The organism is Rhizobium sp. 01T417 (assembly GCF_056398905.1).
The window spans coordinates 1-26,512 of sequence record NZ_JBFTQH010000004.1; the positions used below are offsets into that span (position 1 = coordinate 1).

The 26,512-nt window shown below is 60.4% G+C and carries 21 protein-coding genes and 1 pseudogene; 15 read left to right on the plus strand and 7 right to left on the minus strand.

From position 1 onward, the window contains the following. Positions 1-153 precede the first annotated feature (153 nt). On the minus strand, positions 154-2,079 hold the full coding sequence (locus tag AC1DPR_RS05535; protein WP_477815825.1) for a GmrSD restriction endonuclease domain-containing protein: 1,926 nt from the start codon (positions 2,077-2,079) through the stop codon (positions 154-156). A 167-nt stretch (positions 2,080-2,246) separates the two neighbouring features. Then, the gene (locus tag AC1DPR_RS05540) at positions 2,247-3,260 is read right to left on the minus strand and encodes a hypothetical protein (protein ID WP_477815826.1); all 1,014 of its coding nucleotides are present in this window, start codon (positions 3,258-3,260) and stop codon (positions 2,247-2,249) included. A 239-nt stretch (positions 3,261-3,499) separates the two neighbouring features. On the opposite strand from AC1DPR_RS05540, the pseudogene AC1DPR_RS05545 reads away from it, so the two are divergent. Together AC1DPR_RS05545 and AC1DPR_RS05550 are read left to right on the plus strand one after the other, a co-directional pair. After that, a pseudogene (locus AC1DPR_RS05545) lies at positions 3,500-3,747 on the plus strand (site-specific integrase); the annotation flags it as partial. A gap of 404 nt (positions 3,748-4,151) precedes the next feature. Then, positions 4,152-5,321: an ATP-binding protein gene (locus AC1DPR_RS05550; protein WP_477815827.1), complete on the plus strand. Its 1,170-nt coding sequence runs from the start codon at positions 4,152-4,154 to the stop codon at positions 5,319-5,321. A 20-nt stretch (positions 5,322-5,341) separates the two neighbouring features. Here the strand turns inward: AC1DPR_RS05550 and AC1DPR_RS05555 are convergent, their stop codons facing one another. Continuing rightward, positions 5,342-7,066: a hypothetical protein gene (locus tag AC1DPR_RS05555; RefSeq protein WP_477815828.1), complete on the minus strand. Its 1,725-nt coding sequence runs from the start codon at positions 7,064-7,066 to the stop codon at positions 5,342-5,344. 552 nt (positions 7,067-7,618) lie between these two features. On the opposite strand from AC1DPR_RS05555, the gene AC1DPR_RS05560 reads away from it, so the two are divergent. The 7 genes from AC1DPR_RS05560 to AC1DPR_RS05590 all read left to right on the plus strand — a co-directional run bounded on the left by AC1DPR_RS05560 (position 7,619) and on the right by AC1DPR_RS05590 (position 15,686). Continuing rightward, positions 7,619-8,791 (plus strand): transporter substrate-binding protein, encoded by a 1,173-nt coding sequence (locus AC1DPR_RS05560; RefSeq protein WP_477815829.1) that lies wholly within the window; start codon positions 7,619-7,621, stop codon positions 8,789-8,791. Continuing rightward, a complete protein-coding gene (locus AC1DPR_RS05565; protein WP_062369500.1) occupies positions 8,791-9,396 on the plus strand; it encodes an ANTAR domain-containing response regulator in 606 nt (201 codons plus the stop codon). Before AC1DPR_RS05560 ends, AC1DPR_RS05565 begins: the two co-directional genes overlap by 1 nt. Continuing rightward, positions 9,389-10,276: an ABC transporter permease gene (locus AC1DPR_RS05570; protein ID WP_477815830.1), complete on the plus strand. Its 888-nt coding sequence runs from the start codon at positions 9,389-9,391 to the stop codon at positions 10,274-10,276. The genes AC1DPR_RS05565 and AC1DPR_RS05570 overlap by 8 nt, the downstream gene beginning before the upstream one ends. Then, a complete protein-coding gene (locus AC1DPR_RS05575; RefSeq protein ID WP_018855455.1) occupies positions 10,276-11,196 on the plus strand; it encodes an ABC transporter permease in 921 nt (306 codons plus the stop codon). Before AC1DPR_RS05570 ends, AC1DPR_RS05575 begins: the two co-directional genes overlap by 1 nt. A gap of 54 nt (positions 11,197-11,250) precedes the next feature. Further along, entirely contained in the window at positions 11,251-12,876 is a 1,626-nt protein-coding gene (locus AC1DPR_RS05580; protein ID WP_477815831.1) for an ABC transporter substrate-binding protein, read from the plus strand. Beyond that, complete coding sequence (locus tag AC1DPR_RS05585) at positions 12,866-13,810, plus strand: acetamidase/formamidase family protein (protein ID WP_477815832.1); 945 nt, start codon at positions 12,866-12,868, stop codon at positions 13,808-13,810. The genes AC1DPR_RS05580 and AC1DPR_RS05585 overlap by 11 nt, the downstream gene beginning before the upstream one ends. 61 nt (positions 13,811-13,871) lie before the next feature. Further along, positions 13,872-15,686 carry an ABC transporter ATP-binding protein gene (locus tag AC1DPR_RS05590; RefSeq protein WP_477815833.1) on the plus strand — a complete coding sequence of 605 codons (1,815 nt, stop codon included), beginning with the start codon at positions 13,872-13,874 and terminating at the stop codon, positions 15,684-15,686. A 184-nt stretch (positions 15,687-15,870) separates the two neighbouring features. Here the strand turns inward: AC1DPR_RS05590 and AC1DPR_RS05595 are convergent, their stop codons facing one another. From AC1DPR_RS05595 to AC1DPR_RS05610, 4 genes are all read right to left on the minus strand, one after another. Beyond that, the gene (locus AC1DPR_RS05595; protein WP_477815834.1) at positions 15,871-17,238 is read right to left on the minus strand and encodes an FAD-containing oxidoreductase; all 1,368 of its coding nucleotides are present in this window, start codon (positions 17,236-17,238) and stop codon (positions 15,871-15,873) included. Further along, positions 17,238-17,696, minus strand: coding sequence for a membrane protein (locus AC1DPR_RS05600; RefSeq protein WP_018855460.1), 459 nt, complete (start codon positions 17,694-17,696; stop codon positions 17,238-17,240). The genes AC1DPR_RS05595 and AC1DPR_RS05600 overlap by 1 nt, the downstream gene beginning before the upstream one ends. Positions 17,697-17,790: 94 nt before the next feature. Beyond that, positions 17,791-18,978 (minus strand): acyl-CoA dehydrogenase, encoded by a 1,188-nt coding sequence (locus tag AC1DPR_RS05605; protein ID WP_477815835.1) that lies wholly within the window; start codon positions 18,976-18,978, stop codon positions 17,791-17,793. Between the two features lie 99 nt (positions 18,979-19,077). After that, complete coding sequence (locus AC1DPR_RS05610) at positions 19,078-19,998, minus strand: LysR family transcriptional regulator (RefSeq protein WP_026371544.1); 921 nt, start codon at positions 19,996-19,998, stop codon at positions 19,078-19,080. A gap of 321 nt (positions 19,999-20,319) precedes the next feature. Between AC1DPR_RS05610 and AC1DPR_RS05615 the strand changes: the two genes are divergently transcribed. The 6 genes from AC1DPR_RS05615 to AC1DPR_RS05640 are packed head-to-tail and all read left to right on the plus strand — an operon-like array spanning position 20,320 to position 26,512. Beyond that, the gene (locus AC1DPR_RS05615) at positions 20,320-21,525 is read left to right on the plus strand and encodes an ABC transporter substrate-binding protein (RefSeq protein ID WP_018855463.1); all 1,206 of its coding nucleotides are present in this window, start codon (positions 20,320-20,322) and stop codon (positions 21,523-21,525) included. Positions 21,526-21,528: 3 nt separating this feature from the next. Continuing rightward, a complete protein-coding gene (locus tag AC1DPR_RS05620; protein ID WP_018855464.1) occupies positions 21,529-22,311 on the plus strand; it encodes an ABC transporter ATP-binding protein in 783 nt (260 codons plus the stop codon). Next, on the plus strand, positions 22,311-23,012 hold the full coding sequence (locus AC1DPR_RS05625; RefSeq protein WP_018855465.1) for an ABC transporter ATP-binding protein: 702 nt from the start codon (positions 22,311-22,313) through the stop codon (positions 23,010-23,012). Before AC1DPR_RS05620 ends, AC1DPR_RS05625 begins: the two co-directional genes overlap by 1 nt. Before the next feature lie 5 nt (positions 23,013-23,017). Next, positions 23,018-23,905 (plus strand): branched-chain amino acid ABC transporter permease, encoded by an 888-nt coding sequence (locus AC1DPR_RS05630; RefSeq protein WP_018855466.1) that lies wholly within the window; start codon positions 23,018-23,020, stop codon positions 23,903-23,905. Between the two features lie 2 nt (positions 23,906-23,907). Further along, positions 23,908-24,897 (plus strand): branched-chain amino acid ABC transporter permease, encoded by a 990-nt coding sequence (locus AC1DPR_RS05635; RefSeq protein ID WP_025658352.1) that lies wholly within the window; start codon positions 23,908-23,910, stop codon positions 24,895-24,897. 19 nt (positions 24,898-24,916) lie between these two features. Next, positions 24,917-26,512: a GMC family oxidoreductase gene (locus AC1DPR_RS05640; RefSeq protein WP_477815836.1), complete on the plus strand. Its 1,596-nt coding sequence runs from the start codon at positions 24,917-24,919 to the stop codon at positions 26,510-26,512.

The following is a 26,512-nucleotide window of genomic DNA, read 5'->3' on the forward strand; positions in this document are numbered from 1 at the left end:
GGGTGTTACCCTCTTCAACGAACGCAACAACACGGGAACGCAACTCGATCGGATGTGATTTGCCCATGACCGGTCTCCTTCCAGCTACGAAGGAATCACAAATCGGCCGATTCGAGAACCTGAATCAAAAAACGGGCGACGCGCTTTAGTTCCTCACCTGTCGTTCCATTGCTCCACCGTGATTATGAGTTGCGCCTCGGCCTCGTCGCCCTCGCTCTCGGCGTCAACACCTTCTTCCGCCTGGTCACCACGATACGCCTGCTTGCCCGTTGCTCTCTCGATGAGTGCGAGAAGCCGCTTCTGCCGCTCGGTCATGAATTCCGCGAACCTGTCGGCTCTCAAGAGCGACGGCTCAATCAGATGTGATGCGAGATAGCCGTCCAGTTTGGCGATTTCGATCGGCGGCGTGGAACCTGTGCCTTTTTCCAGGGTGGCTAGATACTCCGAAGGAGCGACGCCACCGATGATGCGATTGGTGCGATAGGTCAGCGGCGTCTTGTTGATGATTGAATCATAGACGTCCGACTTGATTTTGTTGTCCTCGCACCACTTCTTCGGAAAGATGTGATGGATGTCGACACTCTCGCCGAAAAAGGAAGTGTGGTCGAATTTTAGACCAGATCGGAAGTCGAGAGCGCCTTCCTTCATCAGCAGCGCGTTCATGCCCTTGTAGGCTGCCGAAAGGCGCATCCGCATGGTTTTAAGACGATCCGCACGGAATGTCGTGTCACTAACCGTTGAAGGTACCGCGCCACCCTCCAGCCAGACGGGTACCTCCATAAAGTCCTTGGCGATCCTTGTATCGACCGCTGAACCATAGAGCTCCCCGAAAACGCCGTTCCAATACCACTGCTGCAGTTTCTGCTTTAGTGTCGCGTGGTGCAGTGCCGTTTCGTTGAGCGCGAGAATCGCAGCCAGCGGCACTATTTGCGACTGGTAGGGCAGGTCCTCGACCTTGTAGATATTCAGCTCGAACAGGAATTTGGCGGCACGCTCGAAGCCTTTTTCTGCCTTATCGCAATATGCCTTGTAGGCAGTGAGCGGCAGATTGAGGAGTGCCTGTCTATTGCCTGTTACCTGTGGCAGGTCCTTGCCTTGTTTTCCTTCGGATTCGGCTGTGCGTCGCCTATCAAATGTATGGAACAGCGAAATGACCTGCAGGAGGTCGGTGTTCGCTACGTTAGCCAAGATACCGGTATCCCGTCCGGCCGGACGGAGGGTTTGCGCAAGCCTCTGGTGACGACCTTTCTGACCATCGGCACCGTACCAGTCCTTACGCAACTCGAACCCGTCCGCTGCGTACATAGCAGTTACAAGCTCAAACGCGTCGAGCGGCTTACCGCCGGTATTGACCTTTTCGAAAACAGTGCAGACGGCTTCCTTGGTAGTCCCCTTGTCCAGGGTGATGACCGGTACTTGATAGGACTTGAAATTCTCGAGGACTTCCTTCTTGAACGTCTTCCACTTGTCCTTGGCAGCCTTCCCGTCTTCCCCTTGCCAATGGTCGTTGAAACCATCCTGCCAATCGTCCCAATCGAACACTTCGGTCAACGGGAACATCATTGACGCGTATTCATGTTCTCGAGACGAGAGATCGAGTTTTACCTCTCGTCCGAAATCGGTCCGTACGATCCTGTCTTCCGGCACACCGGCAATCGCATCTTCCCTATTGGCGTCGGCGTCGAGTGCATCATTAATATCGATATAAAACCAACGCTTCACCCGCTTGTTTTTGGGCGTGACTGTCTCGACAACCTTGTTGCGTAGGGTGACCTGATACAGGGATGTCATCCGCTGCTGGCCATCGAGCAAGAGCGACGAAGGCAAAACACCCTTCGCTGAATCTGGCGCACCTTCAACCGGGCGAGGTTTGAAGCTGACGTCTCCGCCCGTCTCCAGCGTCATTAATGCGCCGACAGGAAAGGCGCGGGACACAGAGGCGACCAAGCTCTTGATACGATCCTCGTCCCACACCCAGCTGCGCTGAAAATCCGGCAGCTGAAGGGCGCCCTTTTGGCAGTTGCCGAGCAGCTCATGCAACGAAAATGGATTTGTCTTGAACGTTGTGCCCGCCATCATGCATCCTCCCCATGCCGCCAGCTTTCCGTACTGCTCCTCATTCGCAAAGGCGTTCGGAACCGGCAAAATCCTACCGTTCCATAGCTGCTGTAAAGCCCTGGACCTAGCGGTTTTTCACAGTTTTGCCCTTGTTCAGTCTCCGGCGGTTGGGCGACCTCCGGTGAAAGTCAGCGGAATTCCTCGGAAATAGCCAGAATCTCTCTCGATGGAGTCCCGTAACTTACAAGCCTCACGTCAAGATCGAAGGTCCGCATCAATTCAAGGGCTCGCCGTATGGCGGCGTGAATCCAGCTGTCGAGATTGCCGAAGGCGCCACCGCCGAGAAGTGTCAGGAAGACGACATTTGATGCGCCGCGTTGCGAATTCAGAACCGCTGCCCACATGGTGGCCTCGTATGCAGCTTCCAGCACCAGTGATGCGAACGTCTCCCAACGAGGAGATGGCACGTCGCTGTAAGCAATCGGGAGCGCCGAACAAAGCGCCTGTGATATTTGATACCGTTTCGGAGCCTCTACTTCGGTAGCTTCCACGTCGCTGTGTAACCCAATCCGAAGCTTCCCTCGCAGGATGTCTATATCGTCTGGAGCAAGCGTTCGGAGATGCCGCGTGATCGCACCAAGTCCCTCCTCTTTGCACAAGGCGTAGCCGTTCTTCATCGTCCAAAGATCGCTTACAGGCAGTTTAGTCCTGCTGCTCAACGCCGCGCCAAGGTCAGCAAGCCCATCGAGTTGTCTCCTGGCGGTCTGGCCCTCGCTGCCGTCGACGGGAACGAAGTAATTCCGATAAATGGTCGCTGCGCCTGCCGCAATGGCGCAAGCCGGCCCTTGAGTATGGTCGTGTTGATATCGTGTCACGCCCTGTTCCGGAGTCACCTCTGGCGAAAGCATCTCAAGCAAATTGAACTGTGATGCCACTTGGAATAGTGCGCCGGCATTTTTGAAGGACCGGTGCATGCTCCGTACATCGCCAGTCACGACATTTGTGCGGATCCGACCGGGCAACCCGCCCCCGGATTTTGCCTTCTCACGAAGGTTCTCAAGGGAAATCAGTTCAAGGTCGCCAGTCACATAGCTCTCACCGTTGACCTGGGAGTGTAGTCTCCCGTCAACGACCTTGAGCCGTGAACGGGTTTCCTCATAGCTGGTCTCTTGGAACCCGGTGAGCTTTTCGAACCAATCCATCATCCGTTCTACCCCTGGCTACATTGTCGAGTAAATACGGAGGACGTAAGCTTTTGCTGGTGAGCTCACAGACTGGCCCTGTCGAATTCGCTTAGCTGCTCCCAGTATCGACCGGACACCTGAGGACGGACAAACACGGGAGTGATTGGCTGGATTTAGCTAGCGCAGACATCAAAGCAATCGTTTGGGATAACCTTTAGATAGTTGGAACCACTGATGTCGTGAGCGCGACGGGGGAAGTGGATGATGATGGAAAGCCGCTTTTTCGGGCGCGCTATACAGGCATGCATGCGCTGCGGCATTTCTACGCGTCCCGGTGTATCAATCGCCCGGCGGATGGCGACCTGGGATTACCGCCGAAGGTCGTGCAGGAGAGGCTTGGCACTCTACTATCGTGATGACCATGGACGTGTATGGTCATCTCTTTCCGCGCGGTGACGACGCAGATGAATTGGCAGCTGCCGAGCGTTTCCTTCTCGGCGGCTGAGCGCGACAAGGATGCGGCATGAAGCTCCGGAAGCCTTGTGCAGAATGGCTTTGAGGCGGATTGAAAATGCCAACTCTGTAGGAAAGCTGAACTTTGGGATTCTCTGCCGAGCGATGCAAAGCGCACTATGATTCTTGCAAGCGGACGATCTGGAAGATCGCGTCCTCTCATTGAGGCGGAGGAGCAATCACGCCATCGGTCGGTGCAGCAGGCGTCGAGGTGCTACAACCTTGCAACCCGGCGCAGCGGACGCGCTCCCCGCGGATATGGCTCGCTCTGGCGCCACTTCACGACTTGAGATCGTTAGCGTGCTGTCGCTTGCCTAAGGATTTGAATCGCATGTCTCCCTTCCCATCTCGATATTTAACCTTGCATTTCTGGATCTGAACTCCATAATTGCAAGGATGATCCGCAGGCGAAAAACATTAGAACTCATTGAGCTCATCGATTCCAATCCGGCCGTCGCTTTGCTGGGACCTCGACAGGTAGGAAAGACAACGCTCGCATTGGAAATAGGCGAACAGCGGCCGTCGATCTATCTCGATCTGGAGTCGGACGCCGATCGAGCCARGCTCTCCGAGCCGGAGCTCTACCTTTCCGGTCACGAGGATAAACTGGTTATTCTCGACGAGGTCCACCGCCTTCCGGACCTCTTCCAGGCTCTTCGTGGACTAATCGACAAGGGGCGGCGAAAGGGATTGCGCAGCGGCCGTTTCCTTTTGCTCGGCTCGGCCTCAATCGATCTCCTGAAACAGTCCGGCGAGAGCCTAGCTGGACGGATAGCATATTTGGAGCTTGCCCCAATTGACGGCCTCGAGGTCCACACGACTGAGCTCAACACGCTGTGGAACCGGGGTGGGTTTCCTGACAGTCTTCTGGCCAGGACAGATGCTGTTAGCCAGCGGTGGCGCCTTGATTTCATTCGAACGTACCTAGAACGGGACATTCCGCTTCTTGGACCAAGGATCCCTGCCGAGACGCTACGCCGATTCTGGACAATGCTCGCGCACCATCAATCCAGCCTTCTCAATGCGGCAGACATCGCGCGCGCACTCGGCGTCGACGGAAAGACCGTTGCTTCCTATCTCGATCTCATGGTGGATCTGCTTCTGGTGCGTCGGCTCGAACCCTGGCACAACAATGCGGGCAAACGCCTGGTAAAGTCGCCGCGTGTGTACGTTCGCGACTCCGGGCTGCTCCACAGTCTACTTGGATTGACAACGCTCGAGGATATTCTCGGGCACCCGATCGCCGGCGCCAGTTGGGAAGGATTCGTGATCGAAACGCTTCATGCCGCTATACCAGTGGGCGCACATGCGAACTTCTATCGTACCGCTGCCGGCGCCGAGGTCGACCTCATTGTCACTCTGCCCGGCGGGCGCCGTTGGGCAATCGAGATCAAGCGAAGTCTCACTCCGAAAGTGGAACGCGGCTTTCATAACGCCTGTCTGGAACTGAAGCCCGATCGCCGCATCGTCGTTTACCCAGGGTCCGAGGCCTATCCTCTCAACAACGAAATCGAGGTGCTGCCGTTGCGACAGCTCGGTGAGGAACTCACGCATCTTCAGCTTTGATAGCGAGCGCGTCCGCTATTTTAGTGTGATTTCACCAGACCGGAGAAACCAGCGACAGCCAGAAGGCTGAGGGCCCAGCCGATGACCGACTGGAAGAAAAAATATCTCAAGGAGAACGTGCCATTTGGTTTCATCGAATCCGGTCGCCAGTATTCCCTTTGACCGATGGACGCTACCGGCAGGAGGACATCCAGCGAGTACATTGGCGCATTGAACTCCGGGTAGCTGGCCGCTTCCGGCTGATTGCGGAAGCAAGTGAGCTGGTCTTCCCCGACCGCGGCACGTCCAGCCAGGTCCTGTCCGGTTGATGGCATATAGCGGATTTCGGTTCGCGGGAGATCACACATCGTCCACTCGGGGGAACGCAGAACGATGGGATTGTTCGGTTTCATTGCACCGTTGCGATAGGCGAATGCGAAGACACCCGTGCCGATCGCCCAGAAGAGCATCAGCCAGACCAGCACCAGCAGAGGCTGCCGCCCGTAACGAAGGGTGACGGCAAGCACACCGTCGACAATCGCCAGGCTTGCCCGCAAGATTGGATTTTTGGCACGCGCTCGGCGCGCACGTCGCTGCAGTCGCTCCTTGGCGATCAAGACCGCACGGGCATCCTCGTCATGGCCCATTTCCCGCAATACCATTGACAGATGCTCGTAGGGCTGCGGCCAGAAGTCCGCGTTCCACCGTTCTGGCGTCTGACGCGATAGCCAGTCGAGCCGGCTTGCCGCATCGGCTGGCCCTCCAATGAAAGCACCGTACCGGCAGCGGTTCAAAAGCAGGTCGCCAGTCTTGGGCCAGCTGCTCTGATCGTCATCGATCGCGCCGATCGTCGTCGCAGTGAGGTCGAGCGCACCCTCGACGGATGCACCTTGTCGCAGGAAGAATGCGCCGTCGATGATGGCGCGATTGAGCCGCAGCGCATTGCCGTCGGGCTGCGAAAGTGATGCGGAGGTGCAATTGACGTCACCTCCGAAGCGGGCACCGAGCAGGCGCGTTTCGCCGACGATGGTCGCCCCACGCAAGGCAAGGTCGCCCCCTGCCACGATCGCGTCTGCGTTCAATGCGACTTCGCCCGGGCGTTCAATCTGTGCGCCGACCGCATTGACGTCACCCCCCAGGCGCGCCGCCGAAAGATTGATGCCGCCACGCACATTGGCGCCACGCAACAGGATGCCACCGCGTGTTTCCAATGCCTCGGCGTCGAACGCCATATCGCCGGGCGAAGCGATCGAAACACCATCAGCCTCAATGCTACCGCCAATCCGCGCGCCGGGAAGGCGGATTTCACCGGTTACAATCGCGCCGCGAAGCGAAAGGACTCCCCGTGCTTCCAACCTGTCGGCCTGCAATCCGGGCAGGGCCGAACCGTCCAGGAACAGATTGTCGATAACCGCCGAGCGCAGCACCGGCGAGGCGTCGAAGTGACAATCCTTGAGGCCGATGTCGCGCGGTATCCGGCACCCCTCCAGGTCGAGAATGCCAATGATCCAGGCTCCGCTCAGCCTCAACCCTTTCTCATGCAAACGATAGGCACCGTCGCCAAGAATGAGATAGCGCAACAGATCCGCCCGCACCGTCCGCTCGGGATCTTCCTGTTCCGGCCGCAGACCGTCGCCCAATCGGTCGAAGTCTCCCAACTGCAGGTGTGCCACGACCTTCGTTTCAGCGGCGCTCAGCGGATGAAAATCGGCAAGGCTGGGTAGGACGGGAACATGAGATCCCGGTTGGGGCGCTTTCTGGTTCATGAAGCCGGCATCCGTCTGACACCGCGTGAAGATCTTGCTCGAACGCGGCTTTGCCGGAGTGGATATCTTCCGGGGCTGCAAATCGGTCGATCGACAAGTGAGGCATGGCAATTCATGACGATCGTTCTCCTCCACCATGGCGTTCGCGCCGTGAGCGACTATGTGCCTTGGCCGCAGGGTAAACGTGACCCAAGACATCGATCAAACTGTGGGGCTCCCGCAGGACCTCGGTTCCAACGATATCGGATCGTCGGTCGCTTGGAAACGCGCCGGGGCGGCTCTTTTCCAGCCCCGTTTCATGATTGATTTTCGTCGTTTGGGCGGCGGGTCAAGAGATAACGCCGAAATGCGCCGAGGCTATCCGCGGCATATAGGACCAGAAGCACAGTTTCTGGCCCTCAGAATGGTTGTCGTCACTTCAATCCTTGCTTCGCCTATACTTGACGGCCCTATGCAAAGGGCGCTATCAATTCCGAACATCGAAAAAAATCAGGCGGTTCGGCCTCACCGGGATGACATCCCGCGTGGGGTTTTTTCGTTCATAGGTGCTTTTTGGACACTCGGACGGTTGTTCAGGTCGGCGTATTGTTTTCCCGCTCCGGTCCCTACGCGGATCTGGGCGAGCAGGGCTACGCTGGCACAATGGCTGGGATCGCCGCAGTCAATGCACGCACAGGCCTGCCGTTCCGGCTTGAGGCCAGTGTTGCCGATCCGAAGGGAAATACCGATCGCTATGCTGCGCTTGCCGCCGAGCTGGTGAGCGGTGGCGAGGTCCGACATATTGTCGGCTGCACGACATCCTGGAGCCGCAAAGAGGTCATCCCGGTCCTGGAAAAGACGCAGGCACTCCTCTGGTACCCCTGCGTCTACGAGGGGTTCGAGGCGAACGAGAATGTTGTCTATGTCGGTGCCTGCGCCAACCAGCACATTCTACCGCTTCTGGAATTCGCCCTTCCTGCCTTCGGCCGTCGGGGTTTCCTCCTCGGCTCAAACTACATTTGGGGCTGGGAGACCTGCCGTATTGCTCGTGACGTGATCCTGCGTTCCGGTGGCGAGGTCCTCGGCGAACGGCACGTTCCGCTCGGCGACGCCGATATCGACCGTATCATCGATGAAATTCACCGCAAAAAGCCGGATTTCATCCTTAATTCCCTGATCGGACCCTCATCCTATGCTTTCCTGCGCGCCTATCGCGCGCTTGGCGAGCGCGACGGCGATTTCGCGCCGGGCCGTCGCCCGGTGCTGAGCTGCAATCTCGGTGAGAACGAGATCGTCAAGATCATGCCCGCGGCCGAAGGGCACTACACCACAGCCACCTATTTCGAAACGCTGGAGACGCAGGAGAACGCGCGCTTTCTCGCGGGACTTCCCGAAGACGCTCGCGCAGCCGGCATATCGGCCTTCTTCGCGCAGGCCTATTCGGCGGTTCTGCTGATCGCTGCCGGGATCGAGGTCGCAGGCGAAGCGGCGGCACTCGATGTGCTCGAAGCGGTCAAGGCACGCGCGGTCGAAACGCCCTTCGGCCCGTTGCGGATCGACCCGGCCAACAACCACATTCACGTGGTCGCGCATGTCGCTCGGGCGACTGCCGGCGGCCGTTATGATATCGTCCGGCAAGGACGCGACGCGATCGCACCGGATCCTTTCCTCATCCGCTCGGCGCTTGCCGTTCCCGCAATCGAAACCGCGACGACGCCGTCCCGACCACAGCTGAGACTCGTCTAATGAACAATGGCTTCATGACGCCTTCCTTCGAAGGCCTAAGAGCGCTGATCCTGCACCGCCAACACGCCAATACCGAGGCGCTGGAACGCCAGTTCGCGCGCATCGGCGTCAGCGCCGTGACCGTCTGGCCGGAGCTTGCGGCCGAACAGTCGTTTCAGGATTTCGACGTGCTGATGTTCGACGCAGACATGGGCTATGATGAGCAGTTTCCCTGGAGCGCCGGCGAGGCGCCCATTCCGACGATCGCCCTGATCGGCAGCGAAGCGCCGGGACGGATCACCTGGGCCGTCAGCCACGGCGCCGACGCGCAGCTGCTGAAGCCGATCGGCAGCTCGGGCGTCTATAGCGCGCTGGTCATTGCCACACATGCGTTTAAACGCCGCAAGTCGCTCTCAAGCGAGGTCGCAACGCTCTCCGAACGTTTGGCGAACCGGGAAAACCTTGCCGAGGCCACCGCGATCCTGATGGTGCGGGAGCGGCTGCCGGCCGACGCCGCCTATGCGCTGCTTCGCCGCCGCGCGATGGACGAACGCCGAACGATCGACGAGGTCGCTCAAATCATTCTGGAGAAAACCGGGTTGAACGAGGGCAAGCGCCGTGGCTGACGTCGCCATCTCCGTCCCTGTTGCCCCGACACCCGGCGTCTTTCGCCGCCTCCTGAAGCGCAAACTTGCCGTTTTCGGGCTGATCGTCATTGCACTGATCGTTTTCGCTGCAGTGTTTGCGCCATGGATCGTTCCTTACAATCCGGATGAACAGTTCTTCGAAGGACTGACGCTCGAGGGCGCGCCGCTCGCGCCGACCGCGCAGTTCTGGTTCGGCACCGATCTGGTCGGCCGCGATCTCCTGAGCCGCATCATCTACGGCGCGCGAACCTCGCTGATCATTGGCGTCATCGCCAACGGCGTTTCCGTCCTCATCGGCTCGGCGGTCGGTATCACTGCCGGCTATTTCAAGGGCTGGGTGAGTACTGTGCTGATGCGTTTTACCGATCTGATGATGGCATTTCCGGCGCTGTTGCTTGCCATCGTGCTTGCGGCGATCTTCCGCCCGAGCCTCCTGATCGTTGCCATGGTGATCGCCATGGTCAACTGGGTGCAGATCGCCCGCGTGCTCTACACGGAAACGCGTTCGCTTGCCGAGCGGGATTTCGTAGAGGCTGAACGGGCGCTCGGAGCAGGGACTTTCCGCATCCTCACCCGCCACATTTTCCCGCATCTGGTATCGACCATCGTCGTCTATGCGACGCTCGGCATTGCAACGACGGTGCTGCTCGAGGCGACGCTCAGCTACCTCGGCATCGGCGTCCAGCCGCCGACGGCCTCCTGGGGCAACATCATCTTCGAGAACCAGACCTATTTCACCAGCGCGCCCTGGCTCGTCTTCATTCCGGGTTTTGCGATCATCTTGCTCGCGCTCGCGTTCAATCTCGTCGGCGATGCCCTGCGCGACATCCTCGACCCGACTCAGCAGGGGCACCACTGATGATCTCCTATATCGCCCGCCGCCTGCTGCAATCGGCGCTCATTCTGGTCGGCATCAGTCTGGTCACCTTCGTGCTGCTTTACCTTTTGCCGGCCGATCCGGCCCGCCAGATCGCCGGGCGCAGCGCAACGGCCGAGACAGTGGAAAGCATCCGTCAGCAACTCGGGCTCAACCTGCCATTCTACCAGCAGTATCTGCGCTATGCGACCGGACTGCTGCACGGCGATTTCGGCCGCTCCTACCTGCAGAAAACCGAGGTGGTAGAGCTGATCGCCTCGCGCCTGCCGGCAAGCCTGCTTCTGATGGCAGGGGCGATCACCTGCGAACTCATTCTCGGCATCGCCATGGGTCTCGTCTCGGCGCTGCGCCGTGGCTCGGGGCTCGACAACGGGCTGATGCTCCTTTCCTTCGTCGGCGTTTCGGCGCCGCAATTCGTTATCGGCATCCTGATGCTCTACGTTTTTTCCGTGCAGCTCGGCTGGTTTCCGATCGGCGGCTACGGCACCTTTTCGCATCTGGTGCTCCCGTCGCTCACTCTCGGAGTGCTGGGAGCGGGGTGGTATGCGCGCATGATGCGTTCCTCGATGATCGACGTGCTGCGCCAGGATTTCATCCGCACGGCTCATTCCAAGGGGCTTGGCCGCGCCACGGTGATTTTCCGCCACGCGCTGCCCAACGCGATTCTGCCGGTAATTGCGATGATCGGCATCGACATCGGGATGTTCATGTCGGGCATCGTCGTCGTCGAAAGCGTATTCGGGTGGCCCGGTATTGGCCAGCTTGCCTGGCAGGCGATCCAGCGGGTGGACATTCCGATCATCATGGGAGTCACGCTGGTCTCGGCCCTGGCCATCGTCGTCGGCAATCTCATGGCGGACCTCATCGCTCCGATGATCGATCCGCGCATCAAGCTTCGCTGACGATCGTCGGCGGATAACGTGAACAGGTACAAAAAAACCAGAGGAGAATTGCAAATGCGTAAGACACTTCTTGCAGGCGTGGCGTTCTTTGCCATTGCCGCAGCGGGCATGACGGCGGTACACGCCGATGACATCAAACAGGGCGGCCAGATGGTCGTGACCTACAAGGACGACGTGTCGACGCTCGATCCGGCCATCGGCTATGACTGGCAGAACTGGTCGATGATCAAGAGCCTGTTCGACGGTCTCATGGACTACGAACCCGGCACTTCCACACTTCGGAAAGATCTCGCCGAGGACTACACCATCTCCGACGACGGTAAGACCTTCACCTTCAAGCTGCGCAAGGGCGTGAAGTTCCACAACGGCCGCGAAATGACTGCCGAGGACGTGAAATACTCGCTGGACCGCGTCACAAACCCGGCGACCCAGAGCCCTGGCGCCGGCTTCTTTGGCTCGATCAAGGGCTTCGACAAGATGGCCGACGGTTCGGCCAAGTCGCTGGAGGGCGTCACTGTCGTTGATCCCTACACGATCAAGTTCGAACTGACCCGTCCGGACGCCACCTTCCTGCATGTCATGGCGATCAACTTCTCCTTTGTCGTCCCGAAGGAAGAAGTCGAAAAATGGGGCGCCGATTTCGGCAAGCATCCGGTCGGTACAGGCGCGTTCAAGCTGGGCGAGTGGACGCTCGGCCAGAAGCTCGTGTTCGAGCGTAACAAGGATTACTGGAACGCTGGCCTTCCGAAGCTCGACCAGATCACTTTTGAGGTTGGCCAGGAGCCGGTTGTGGCACTTCTGCGCCTGCAGAAAGGCGAGGTCGACGTCGCCGGCGACGGCATTCCGCCGGCGAAGTTCCTCGAGGTGAAGAACGACCCGACCTATGCCAAGCTGATTGTCGAGGGCGGTCAGCTGCACACCGGCTACGTCACCATGAAGACGACGATGAAGCCCTTCGACAACGTCAAGGTGCGCCAGGCCGTCAACATGGCGATCAACAAGGATCGCATCATCCGCATCATCAACGGCCGCGCCGTTCCTGCGAACCAGCCTCTGCCGCCGACCATGCCGGGCTTCGCCAAGGACTTCGAAGGCTACAAGTACGACGTGGAGGGCGCCAAGAAGCTTTTGGCTGAAGCCGGTCTGGCGGACGGATTCGAAACCGAACTCTATGTCTACAACACCGACCCGCAGCCTCGCATCGCCCAGGCGATCCAACAGGATCTCGCCGCCATCGGCATCAAGGCTGAAATCAAGTCGCTGGCCCAGGCCAATGTCATTGCCGCCGGCGGTGAGCCGGACCAGGCGCCGATGGTCTGGTCGGGCGGCATGGCCTGGATCGCCGACTTCCCGGATCCGTCCAACTTCTACGGCCCGATCCTCGGCTGCTCGGGAGCAGTCAAGGGTGGTTGGAACTGGTCCTACTACTGCAACAAGGCACTGGAAGAGCGCGCAACCGCGGCCGATTCGATCACCGATCCGGCCAAGAAGGCTGAGCGCGAGGAAGCCTGGCGGTCGATCTTCCTCGACATCATGAAGGATGCCCCGTGGGCACCTGTCTTCAACGAGCAGCGATTCACCATCCGCTCCGAGCGGCTCGGTGGTCCGGACGCGATTTTCGTCGATCCGGTCCACATCCCCATCAACTACGAGCAGGTTTACGCCAAAGATGTGCAATAACTGTAACTACACCATCCACGGCGCGCATCATCACTTCGGGTGGGATCGTTCGATCCCGCCCGTCGAGAAAGTCGCGCCGGGCTCGACGATCCGCTTCGAATGCATGGATAGCGGCAGCGGGCACTTCAATGCCAACAGCACCGCGGCCGATGTCGCGACGCTGGATTTCTCGAAAGTCAATCCGGTCACCGGTCCCGTCTATATCGACGGGGCCGAGCCCGGGGACGCGGTCAAGATCACCATCCACGAGTTCGAGCCGTCCGGTTTCGGCTGGACGGGGATCATTCCGGGATTCGGACTTCTGGCGGATCAGTTCACCAGCCCGGCCCTGACGGTATGGAAATACGATCCCGTCAGCATGGAGCCGGCCATGTTCGGCAAGAACGGCCGCGTGCCGTTGAAACCGTTCGCCGGCACGATCGGGCTGGCGCTGGCGGAAGAAGGGCGTCATTCGGTTGTTCCGCCGCGGCGGGTGGGGGGCAACCTCGACATTCGGGACCTGTCCTCCGGCTCTGTGCTTTACCTGCCGGTTGAAGTCGCTGGCGGCCTGTTCTCGATCGGCGACACGCACGCTGCACAGGGCGACGGCGAGGTTTGCGGAACGGCGATCGAAAGCCAGATGAACCTCACGGTGACGCTGGATCTCGTCAAGGGCGCCAAGCTGAACATGCCGCGCTTCACCACGCCCGGCCCGGTGACCCGTCATCTCGACGCCAAGGGCTACGAGGTGACGACCGGGATCGGAGCAGACCTGATGGATGGGGCCAAGGCCGCCGTTTCCAACATGGTCGATCTGCTCGGCAAGCTTTACAACCTCTCCGCCGACGACGCCTATATGCTCTGCTCGGTCTGCGGCGACCTTCGCATCAGCGAAATCGTCGACATGCCGAACTGGGTCGTGTCGTTCTACTTCCCGCGGATCGTATTCGAATAAGCCATGCGGAGCCGCGTTTCAGACGCGGCTCCGCTTCTTTCACCCTTATTGATCGCAAGCCATGACGACGACGCACAAGACATCCTCAGAACCGCTACTTTCTGTTCGCGATCTCGTGACACAGGTGGCGACCCCCATGGGCGCGAAGACGGTCGTCGACGGCCTGAGTTTCGATCTCATGCGCGGCGAAACGCTGTGCATCGCCGGCGAAAGCGGTTCCGGCAAGTCGATGACGGCACTGTCGCTGATCCAGCTGCTGCCGAAGCCGATGGCACGGGTCGCTTCCGGCCTTGCGCTGTTCAAGGGCCGTGACGTCTTTGCGCTCGACGACGAGGGATTGCGCAAGCTACGCGGCAAGGAAATCGGAATGATCTTCCAGGAGCCGATGACCTCGCTCAATCCGGTGCTGACCATCGGGCGCCAGCTCGTCGAAGCGATCACGGCGCAACGGCCGATGAGCCATGCCGAAGCCATGGCCGAGGCCCTGCGGCTTCTCGAGCAAGTGCAGATTTCAGACGCGGCACGGCGGTTAAGCCAATACCCGCATGAACTTTCAGGCGGCATGCGTCAACGTGTGATGATCGCGATCGCGCTGTCGCAAGGCCCCGATATCCTGATCGCCGACGAACCGACCACGGCGCTCGACGTAACCGTCCAGGCGCAAATCCTGAGCCTGATCCGCCACCTGCAGAAGGAGCATGGAACCGCGGTGATCATGATCACCCACGACATGGGCGTCGTCGCGGAAATGGCCGACCATGTCCTGGTGATGAAGAATGGCAAAGCCGTGGAATACGGCACCGTGCACGATATCTTCGAAAAACCGAGCGCGCCCTACACGCAGATGCTGCTCGAGGCGGTTCCAACGCTCGGGGAAATGCACGGGATCGACACGCCGAAGCGTGCAAAACCGATCCCGGCGGTTCCCGCTTCTGCCGCCACCGGGGCTGCGGCACGGACCGACGGGGCGCTGGTCGAGGTAAGAGATCTCACCGTGCGTTTCGACATCAAGGGCGGTATTCTCCAGCGTCCGGTGAGCCGCGTCCATGCGGTCGAGGGCCTGAGCTTCGAGATCGCGAAGGGCGAGACACTCTCGCTGGTCGGTGAAAGCGGCTGCGGCAAGTCGACGACCGGCAAGGCGCTGATGAACCTGATCCCGTGGACAGGCTCGATCCGGGTTAAGGGACAGGAGACGAGCGGCCTCGGTCGCCGGGCGATGAAGCCGATCCTCCGCGACGTGCAGATGGTGTTCCAGGATCCCTATGCCTCGCTCGATCCGCGCTATCGCGTTGGCGATCTCGTGGCCGAGCCGTTGGCAATCCATGGCCTTGCCAAGGGTTCCGAGCTCAAGGACCGGGTGGAGTACTTGTTCCGCCGGGTTGGTCTGTCGCCGGATCAGATCAATCGCTATCCGCACGAATTTTCAGGCGGCCAACGCCAGCGCATCTCGATTGCGCGCGCCTTGTCGCTGTCACCGAAGGTCATCATCGCGGACGAAAGCGTCTCGGCGCTCGACGTGTCGATCCAGGCGCAGGTTCTTGATCTACTGCAGGATATCCAGAACGAGACCGGCATCGCCTATCTGTTCATCTCCCACGACATGGCCGTGGTCGAACAGATCAGTCACCGCGTCGCGGTGATGTATATGGGCCAGTTCGTGGAAGTGGGAACCCGCCGGCAGATCTTCGAAAACCCGCGGCACAACTATACGCGCCAGCTGCTCAGCGCGGTGCCGGTTCCGGATCCACGCCGAGAACGCCGGCTTTATGACGCAGCGGCGCGCGAGATCAAAAGCCCGATCCGGCCGCTAGGATACCAGCCGGTCTACAATCAGCTGACGGACATCGGCGATCGGCATCTGGTCGCGGCGGCCTGAGGCGATCACGGGCAGGGGACGGTGTTGCCCGGATTGCTGGGCGTCCGCCCACTATGGTCATGAGGGATATCGAGTGGCGCACCTCACTCCAATAACCCTCCGCGACGACGTAACCGAAGATTTTGACTGGGCGAGAGATCATGGATTGCGGCTCCCACCCCAGACCGGCCGCCGCGGCGATTTGCTAGACCGCCTTCAGATCCCCGAGCAATGTCGGAATGAGTTCTGACACGGTTGGATGGATCGGCACCGCCCATTTCAGCACCGGATAGGGCGCCTTGGCATTCATCGCGTCGATGAAACCGTGGATCGCCTCGTCACCTTCGATCCCGAGGATTGCAGCACCCAGGATCTGCTGCGTATCGGCATCGGCGATCACCTTCATGAAGCCCTTGGTCTCGGCGCGCTCGTTGGCGCGGCCGACACGGCTCATCGGCCGTGTGGAGATCATGATGGTGCGGCCCGACGCCCGTGCTTCCTTCTCGGTCATCCCGACGCGACCGAGCGGCGGGTCGATATAGAGCGCATAAGCAGGAATGCGATCGCTGACCTTGCGATCCTCGCCGTCGAGAAGGTTCGCGGCAGCGATCTCGAAGTCATTGTAGGATGTGTGGGTAAAGGCGCCTCGGCCATTGCAATCGCCGAGCGCGAAGATCCCCTCGACATTGGTGGCAAGCTTGTCGTCAACGGTGATGTAACCGCGCCGGTCGGTGGCGACGCCTGCCTTGTCAAGACCGAGGTCGTCGGTGTTCGGCGTGCGCCCGGTGGCAACCAGCACGTGGCTCGCCTCAATGGCCGGCTGACCATTACCGATGCTGACGCTGATGCCGTTGGCCGTCTTGGCAAATCCGATCCCGTCGGCATCCGTGTGTACGGCAATGTCTTCCGAGCGCAGGATGTCAGCGATCGCGTCTGAAATGTCGGCATCTTCACGCGAGGCAAGCTTCGGCCCGCGTTCAATCACCGTCACCTCAGCCCCGAACCGGCGGTACATCTGCGCGAACTCAAGCCCGATATAGCTGCCGCCGATGACAGCAAGGTGCCTTGGTAGACGGTCGAGATGGATGATCGAGGTGCTTGTCAGGTAGTCAATGCCGCCAACCCCGGGCATGGCGGGAATGGTTGGCCGCGCGCCGACATTCAGGAAGATCCTTGGGGCCGTCAGGATCTCGCCGTTAACGATCACGCTATGGGCGTCCTGGAAGCGGGCATGCCCATAGATGACGGTCATGCCGTCCATTCCGGCGAACCAGTTGATCAGGCCGTTGCGGGCGTTCATCGTCACGGTTTCGGCACGCTTGCGCACGACAGTCATGTCGATACCCACGCCACCTGGAAGCACCACGCCGAAGTCCGCGCCGCGCCGCGCCATGTGGGCGGCGCGGGCACTTGCCACCAGCGTCTTGGTGGGCATGCAGCCGGCATTGACACAGGTGCCGCCCAGGAACTTGCGTTCGATCAACGCCACCTTCATGCCATTGGCGACCATGCGCGCGGCGAGGAAGGGACCGGATTGGCCGGCCCCGATGACGATGGCGTCGAAACTAGGCATCACACTGCTCCCACGATGATGAGCGCGCCGATGATCGCAACCGCATCCTCGATCAGCGCTGCCGGTGTATCCTTGCCGAAGGCGGCGGCGAGTTTACCACGAGCCGCCGCTCCACCGAACGTGCCAATCGCTGCGCCAACGACGCCCGCAATCAGTCCGCCAATGAGTGAGACGCCGGTAACACCGATCGTGGCGCCCGCCAGCCCGCCCATGATCAAGCGGGCGGCAAATTGCATCGGAACCTTGCGGGACGGGGTCGAGGGCAGCTGGTCGGTGATCAGCTCGACCACAGCGAGCAGGGTGAATACCCATGGGGCCCAACGGTATCCCATGAAGGCAAGCGGCGTCTGCGAAACGTCAAGCCAGCCGAGAGCAGCCGCCCAGGCAACGGCGGCAGGCGCCGTCATGGCCCTGAGACCCGCGATAATTCCAATCAGAAATGCAAGAAGCAAAAGCATGTGCAATCCCCCATGCCGCGCACAATCTAAGCGCGGTCATGGGAAGCTTGCACATTGTCGCGCAGGTTTCAATTTGCGCGATGGTTTACGTGTTTCAATTGGCGAAGGCGGCGATGCCCGTGACGGCGCGGCCGAGGATAAGGGCGTGGACGTCGTGGGTCCCCTCATAGGTGTTGACCACCTCGAGGTTGACGAGATGGCGGGCAATGCCGAACTCGTCGGAAATGCCATTGCCGCCAAGCATGTCACGCGCCAGCCTTGCGATGTCGAGGGCCTTGCCACAGGAATTGCGCTTGACGATGGAGGTCAGTTCCACGGGCGGGTGCCCGTCCTCCTTCATGCGGCCGAGCCGGATGCAGCCCTGCAGGCCGAGCGCGATTTCGGTCACCATGTCGGCGAGCTTCTTCTGGATGAGCTGGTTGGCAGCCAGCGGCCGGCCGAACTGCTTGCGGTCGAGCACATATTGACGTGCCTTGGCATAGCAGTCCTCGGCAGCGCCGAGCGCCCCCCAGGCAATGCCGAAGCGGGCCGAGTTCAGGCAGGTGAACGGACCCTTGAGGCCCGAGACGTTGGGCAGCAGGTTCTCCTCCGGTACGAACACCTCATCCATCACCACCTCACCGGTGATCGAGGCGCGCAGGCCGACCTTGCCGTGGATCGCCGGCGCCGACAGGCCCTTCCAGCCCTTCTCGAGGATGAAGCCGCGAATGACGCCGTCTTCGGTCTTGGCCCAGACGACAAATACGTCGGCGATCGGGGCATTGGAAATCCAGGTCTTGGCGCCGGTCAGGCTGTAGCCGCCATCAACCTTTCTCGCCCGCGTCACCATCGAGCCCGGATCTGAGCCGTGGTTGGGTTCGGTGAGGCCAAAGCAGCCGATCCACTCGCCGGTCGCAAGCTTCGGCAGGTACTTCTGCTTCTGCGCCTCGGAGCCGAAGGCGTCGATCGGCACCATGACGAGGGACGACTGCACGCTCATCATCGAGCGGTARCCGCTGTCGACSCGYTCMACYTCGCGGGCAATCAGACCGTAAGCGACATAGCCCAGGCCRGCGCCRCCATAYTCCGGMGCGATCGTSGGYCCGAGMAGSCCGAGTTCGCCCATTTCGCGAAAGATCTCCGGATCGGTCTTCTCGTGACGGAAGGCTTCGAGCACGCGCGGCGCCAGCTTGTCCTGTGCGTAAGCCTGCGCCGTCTCCTGCACCATGCGCTCCTCGTCGGTCAGCTGCTCGACAAGGCGAAACGGATCGGCCCAATCAAAGATCTCGCGGGTATGCTGCATGGTCACTTCTCCTCATTTACCTGCTGGCACCAACATCCTTCGGGCATAGACCCGGCCGTCGAATGGGTCAACTCGCCAAGAACACTGCTCGGTGGCGCCTTATCGCTTCACCCAGGGCGGGATGAACCTGACATCCTCGCCGGTCACCGCCTCGCGCAGGAAATCGATGACCGCACGCACCCGCGGCGACTGGCGAAGATCGCGATGGCAGGTGATCCAGTAGTGCCGCCTGAGATCGACCTCTTCAGGCAGAACCCGCTCGAGTTCGGGGTAGCGACTTGCGAAGAAATAGGGAAGCACGCAAAGCCCAAGACCGTTTCTGGTCGCCGTCAGCTGCGCAAAGATGCTCGAGCTCTGGAACTGCGGCTTGATGCGCGGATGCACGTCGCCAAGATAGTCGAGGCCAGGGGCGAAGATCATTTCCTCTATGTAGCTGATGAACGGGTGCCCCAGGAGGTCGTCGCGGCAGGTGATGGGCGCGCTTCGGTAGAGATAGTCCCGCGAGCCATAGACCTGAAGGTGGTAGTCGGTGAGCTTGTCGGAGAAATACGGTCCGCCCTTAGGCTCATCGAGAACGACGGTGATATCGGCCTCCTTGCGCGACAGCGACATGATCTGCTGGATCGTCACAAGTTCGAGCGACAAATTCGGATGCCTTGCGACGAACTGCGGCAACACACGCGCGAAGAAGAAATTGGAGAAGCCCTCGGGCGCACTGAGGCGTACCACGCCGCGTTGGGCCGTTGCGCCGTCGGTGAGGTCGGCGCGCAACCGCTCGGTCTCCTGCTCCATCTTCTCGGCTGTCTCGACGAAGCGGGCGCCCATCGCCGTCATCACATAGCCGCGAGGGTTGCGTTCGAAGAGCTTGACCTTGAGCGCAAACTCCAGCCGGTCGATGCGGCGCGACACGGTGGCGTGGCTGCTGCGCAATTGCCGCGCCGCAGTCGACAGCTGCCCGGTGCGGGCAACCGCGAGAAAGAACTGCAGGTCATCCCATGTAAATTGCGGCGGATTGTTCATTCGGATCCCCCAAATCGGCGCTTGCATCATCCAGCCGTTCGATATTGGTCTTTCGTCTAATGCACCCCGGCCTGCACCTCGTCGTCTTCCGCCCTAGGTTCCAACGAAAGCGCCCTAACGATCTGCATTCATTGGGGAACCGCGACAGACCAATAGTTCTGTTCAAAAACGAACAGATACTGTTTGGAATTAGTTGTAAAGCGGCCTTGCCTGATTGGTGCAATTCCATGATCGTGGGGCATGCGCTGGCGACCTTGAGGAGGGCGGCTGGCCAAATTTGAACAGATCCGCATTCTGGCCAATCTCTGGGAGGAGAGACATATGCGAAAGAATCTCATTGCGTCGCTGGCATTCCTGCTTGCAAGCAGCACTGCCGTGCTTGCCGATGGTGCATCCGACGGCAAGGTGAAGATCGGCATCCTGAACGACCAGTCCGGCGTCTACGCTGATTTCGGCGGCAAGTCCTCCGTCGAGGCGGCCAAGATGGCGGTCGAGGATTTCGGCGGCAAGGTGCTTGGCGTGCCGGTGGAGATCGTCGACGCCGACCACCAGAACAAGCCTGACATCGCCTCCAACATTGCCCGCCAGTGGTACGACACGGAGCAAGTGGACGCGATCATGGAATTGACCACCTCGTCAGTGGCGCTCGCGGTTCAGGCGATCGCGAAGGAAAAGAAGAAGATCAACATCGTCACCGGGGCCGCGACCACGGATCTCACCGGGAAGGCCTGCTCGCCCTACGGCTTTCACTGGGCCTATGACACGCATGCCCTTGCCGTCGGTACCGGCGGTGCGCTCGTCAAGCAAGGCGGCGACAGCTGGTTCTTCCTGACGGCCGACTACGCATTCGGCTACTCCCTGGAGCAGCAGACGAGCGATTTCGTCAAGTCCGCCGGCGGCAAGGTCGTTGGTTCTGTCCGCCATCCCCTGTCGAACCAGGATTTCTCGTCCTTCCTGCTGCAGGCACAATCCTCCGGCGCCAAGGTGATCGGCCTCGCCAATGCCGGCCTTGATACGTCCAACGCCATCAAGCAGGCTGCCGAGTTCGGCATCACTCAGGGTGGCCAGCATCTGGCGGCACTGCTCTTCACGCTGGCCGAAGTTCACGGCCTGGGGCTCGAGGCAGCGCAAGGCCTGACGCTGACGGAAGGCTATTACTGGAACCTCGACGACAAGAGCCGCGAATTCGGCAAGAAGTTCTTCGCCCGCACCGGCAAGATGCCGAACATGATCCACGCCGGTACCTATTCGGCCGTGCTCCAGTATCTCAAGGCGATCGACAAGGCCGGCACCGACGACACCGAGGCTGTTGCCAAGCAGCTGCACGAACTGCCCGTCGACGACGTCTTCGCTCGCGGTGGCACCGTCGGCCCGAATGGCCGCATGATCCACGACATGTACCTGCTGCAGGTCAAGAAGCCGGCCGACAGCAAGGAACCGTGGGACTACTTCAACGTTCTCGCGACCATTCCGGGCAAGGAAGCCTATATCGATCCCGCCAAGAGCGGCTGCGCCCTGGTGAACTAGGCGATGGCGGTTTCCGCGACCCAATCGAACGCTATGCCGCGGGTGGTCCTTTCCGCTCGCGGCCTGCGTCGTGACTTCGGCGGCTTCACTGCCGTCAAGAATGTGGATCTCGACGTCCATGACGCGAGCGTGCATGCCCTGATCGGCCCCAACGGCGCGGGAAAGACGACGGTATTCAACCTGCTGACGAAGTTCCTGCAGCCGACATCGGGCACAATCACGCTGATGGGTACGGATATCACCAGAACGGCACCCGACAAGGTGGCGCGCATGGGGTTGGTGCGATCATTCCAGATCTCGGCCGTGTTTCCACATCTCAGCGTTCTCGACAATGTGCGGGTGGCGCTGCAACGGCCCAACAAGCTGTCAACGCAATTCTGGCGCCCACTATCAGCACTCGACGCATTGAACGATCGCGCCGAACAGCTGCTTGCGAAGGTCGGCCTTTTCAAGGAGCGCGACGCCATCGCCGCCGATCTTTCCTATGGCCGCAAGCGTGTCCTTGAGATCGCAACGACCTTGGCACTTGATCCAAGAGTGCTCCTACTCGACGAACCGATGGCCGGCATGGGGCACGAGGATGTCGGCGTCGTCTCCGCTCTGATCCGCGAGGTGGCGCGCGACCGCGCCGTCCTGATGGTCGAGCACAATCTGTCCGTCGTCGCCAACATCTGCCAGCATGTGACCGTGCTGCAGCGTGGCGAAATCCTTGCCGAAGGCGACTATGCGACCGTCAGCGCCGATGAGCGGGTTCGCCAAGCCTACATGGGCACGGAGGAGGGCTGATGGCGACACTTCTGGACGTCCAGGGGCTCAACGCCTGGTACGGCGAAAGCCACATCCTGCACGGTGTCGACATGCGTGTCGGCGAGGGTGAGACGGTTACCATTCTTGGCCGCAACGGCGTTGGAAAGACGACGACGCTGCGCACCATCACCGGCATCGTCCGCACCCGCAAAGGCAAGCTGACATTCGCAGGTAAGGACATGATGCAGGTGCCGTTACACAAGACGGCGCATCGCGGTATCGGCTTCGTGCCGGAGGAGCGCGGCATATTCTCGACGTTGACGGTGTCCGAGAATCTGCTGCTGCCGCCAGTCGTTGCCTCGGGCGGCATGACGGTCGAGGAGATCTACGAGCTGTTTCCAAACCTTTACGAGCGCCGCAACAGTGCGGGCACGAAGCTGTCGGGCGGTGAGCAGCAAATGCTGGCAATCGCCCGCATTTTGCGCACCGGTGTTCGCATGCTCCTGCTCGACGAACCCACGGAGGGGCTGGCGCCCGTCATCGTCCAGCGCATCGGCGAAGTGCTGAGGCAATTGAAGGAGCGGGGCATGACGATCCTGCTTGTCGAGCAGAATTTCCGTTTCGCTAGCCGGATCGCCGATCGCTTCTATCTTATGGATCACGGGCAGATGGTTTCGGAGTTCCCGGTGGGCGAGTTGCCCCAGAGGATGGATACGCTGCACAAGGTTCTGGGAGTGTGATCTGAATGACAATGATCTTCGGCATTCCCCTGCAGGCGTTCATGGGCCAGTTGCTGATCGGTCTGATCAACGGCTCTTTCTATGCGCTCTTGAGCCTCGGGCTCGCCATCATTTTCGGCCTGTTGCGCGTCATCAATTTCGCGCACGGCGCGCAATACATGCTCGGCGCCTTCGCCGCCTACCTTTTGCTTGCCTATGCCGGCATAGGTTACTGGCCATCGCTGATCCTTGCCCCCGTGATCGTCGGATTGGCCGGCGCGGTGATCGAACGCTTGTTCCTCCGTCGGCTCTATGATCTGGACCCACTCTACGGGCTGCTCTTCACATTCGGTCTTGCCCTGACGGTCGAAGGCACCTTCCGTTACCTCTACGGCTCATCCGGCCAACCCTACGCGCAACCCGCTGCGCTCACCGGCGCCGTCAATCTCGGCTTCATGTTCCTGCCGATCTATCGCGGCTGGGTGGTCGTCGTGTCGCTTGTGGTCTGTCTCGGCACCTGGCTCCTGATCGAGAAGACAAAGCTCGGCGCCTATCTCAGGGCCGCCACCGAGAATGCAACGCTCGTCCAGGCATTCGGCGTCAACGTGCCGGTTCTCCTGACATTGACCTACGCACTTGGAGCCGGTCTTGCAGCCTTTGCGGGTGTACTGGCCGCGCCGATCTATCAGGTGTCGCCGTTGATGGGCTCCAGCATGATCATCGTCGTGTTCGCCGTCGTCGTGGTTGGTGGCATGGGCTCGATCATGGGCGCGATCATCACCGGTTATGTACTCGGCATCGCGGAAGGCCTGACCAAGGTCTTCTATCCGGAGGCGTCCAACATCGTGATCTTCGTCATCATGGCAATTGTTCTTCTCATCAGGCCCGCGGGCCTCTTCGGCCGGGATGCCTGACGATGACAGAGATCACCGAAACCATCCGTCCGGAAAAAAGCCGCACCGCGCTATCGGTACAGGCGGCATTCCTGATCATCGGCCTGCTGCTCCTGCTATTGGCGCCGTTCTTCTTCTACCCGATTTTCCTGATGAAGCTCTTGTGCTTTGCGCTGTTTGCCTGCGCCTTCAACCTGCTGCTCGGCTATACCGGCCTGCTGTCGTTCGGTCATGCGACCTTCTTCGGCGGGGCGGCCTATTTTACCGCCCATGCCGTGAAGGAATGGGGGTTTTCGCCGGAGCTCGGCATCCTGGTCGGCGTCGCAGGTGCTGCCGTCCTCGGCCTCGTCATGGGTTTCTTCGCAATCCGCCGTCAGGGTATTTATTTCGCGATGATTACGCTTGCCCTCTCGCAAATGTTCTTCTTCTTCTGCCTGCAAGCGGCGTTCACGCATGGCGAGGACGGTATCCAGTCCGTGCCGCGCGGTCAGCTGTTCGGCGTCCTCGATCTCAATAGTTCGACCAACATGTATTATTTCGTGCTGGCCGTCTTCGTCGTCGGCATCCTGATTATCTGGCGCTTCATCAATTCGCCGTTCGGCATGATCCTGAAATCGATCCGCGAGAACGAGCAGCGGGCGATATCGCTCGGTTATTCCGTCGCGCGCTACAAGCTGGGCGCCTTCGTTATGTCGGCGGCACTCGCGGGCCTGGCCGGGGCAGTAAAATCCCTCGTCTTCCAGTTCGCGACCTTGACCGATGTCGCCTGGCAGATGTCGGGCGAGGTGATCCTGATGACCCTGCTTGGCGGTATTGGTACCTTGATCGGTCCGCTGTTTGGCGCGGGCCTTGTCGTCACGCTGGAAAACTACCTTGCAACATCGGAATTCCCGGTGACGATCATCACGGGCATCGTGTTCATGGTATGCGTGCTGATCTTCCGCCGCGGCATCATCGGCGAGTTTTATGCGTCGCGTCTCGGTCGGAAGCTTGGCTTCGTCTACCGCCGCTAACCTGCGGGGTGGCATTTGCATGGATCGCTTTGACTACATCATCATTGGTGCCGGCAGCGCCGGCTGCGTTCTCGCCAACCGGCTGTCCGAAGATCACAACACGCGCGTTCTGCTGCTGGAGGCCGGTGGCAGCGACAATTACCACTGGATCCATATTCCTGTCGGCTATCTCTATTGCATCAACAACCCGCGCACCGATTGGTGCTTCACGACGGTTCCGCAGCAAGGATTGAACGGGCGCGCCCTCAATTATCCGCGCGGCAAGGTGCTCGGCGGCTCATCCTCGATAAACGGTATGATCTACATGCGCGGCCAGGCACGCGACTATGATCTCTGGCGGCAGATGGGGTGCTCGGGCTGGAGCTGGGACGACGTGCTTCCGTTCTTCCGCAAATCGGAGGACTACTATCGCGGCGAGACCGAGATGCATGGAACAGGCGGCGAGTGGCGGGTGGAAAAAGCCCGCGTTCGCTGGGCGGTACTCGATGCGTTCCAGGCCGCCGCCAGTGAGGCCGGCATTCCGGAAACGCCCGACTTCAACACCGGCGACAACGAGGGATCAGGCTACTTCGACGTCAACCAGCGGTCCGGCATTCGCTGGAATACGACCAAGGCCTTCCTGCGCCCGGCCATGCGGCGAGGCAATCTGACGGTTCTGACGAAGGCGCAGGCGCGCCGGCTTGTCATCGAGGAGGGCGCTGTCACGGGCGTCGACTATCAGCATGCGGGCACTACCAAGCGCGCCTACGCGACGAGGGAAACGATCCTCGCTGCGGGCGCGATCGGTTCGCCACACATCCTGGAGCTGTCCGGTCTGGGCCAAGGCGAGGTGCTGAGACGCGCGGGCGTGGAGGTCATTGCCGAGGTAAAAGGCATCGGCGAGAACCTTCAGGACCACCTGCAGCTTCGTATGGTCTACAAGGTCACCGGCGTTGCGACGCTGAACGAGAAGGCAACAAGGTTCATCGGCAAGGCTCAGATCGGCCTGGAATATCTGATCAGACGTTCCGGGCCGATGGCAATGGCGCCAAGCCAGCTTGGCATCTTCACCCGCTCCGGCCCCGACAAGGAGACACCGGACCTTCAATACCATGTACAGCCGGTGTCGCTCGACAAGTTCGGCGATCCAGTTCACCCATTCCCTGCCATCACCGCGAGCGTCTGTAACCTCAGACCCGAAAGTCGCGGTTCGGTCCATGTGGCGAGCCCGGATTTTGCTCTCCAGCCGACGATCAGTCCGAACTATCTCTCGACCGAACGAGATCGCGACATAGCTATTCGCGCGATACGCATGACGCGGAAGATCGTCGCGCAGCCGTCCTTTGCGCGGTTCCGGCCCGAGGAGTTCAGGCCTGGCCCGAATTACCAAAGAGACGCGGAACTGGCGCAGGCAGCCGGGGATATTGGCACGACGATTTTCCACCCTGTCGGAACATGCCGGATGGGTTCCGATCGCGAAAGTGTCGTCGATCCTCGCCTCAGGTTCCGGGCGTTGGCGAAGCTCCGGATTGCAGACGCCTCCGTGATGCCGGCCATCACGTCGGGCAATACCAATTCGCCGACGATCATGATTGCCGAAAAGGCAGCTGCGATGATCCTGGCGGACAACAGATAG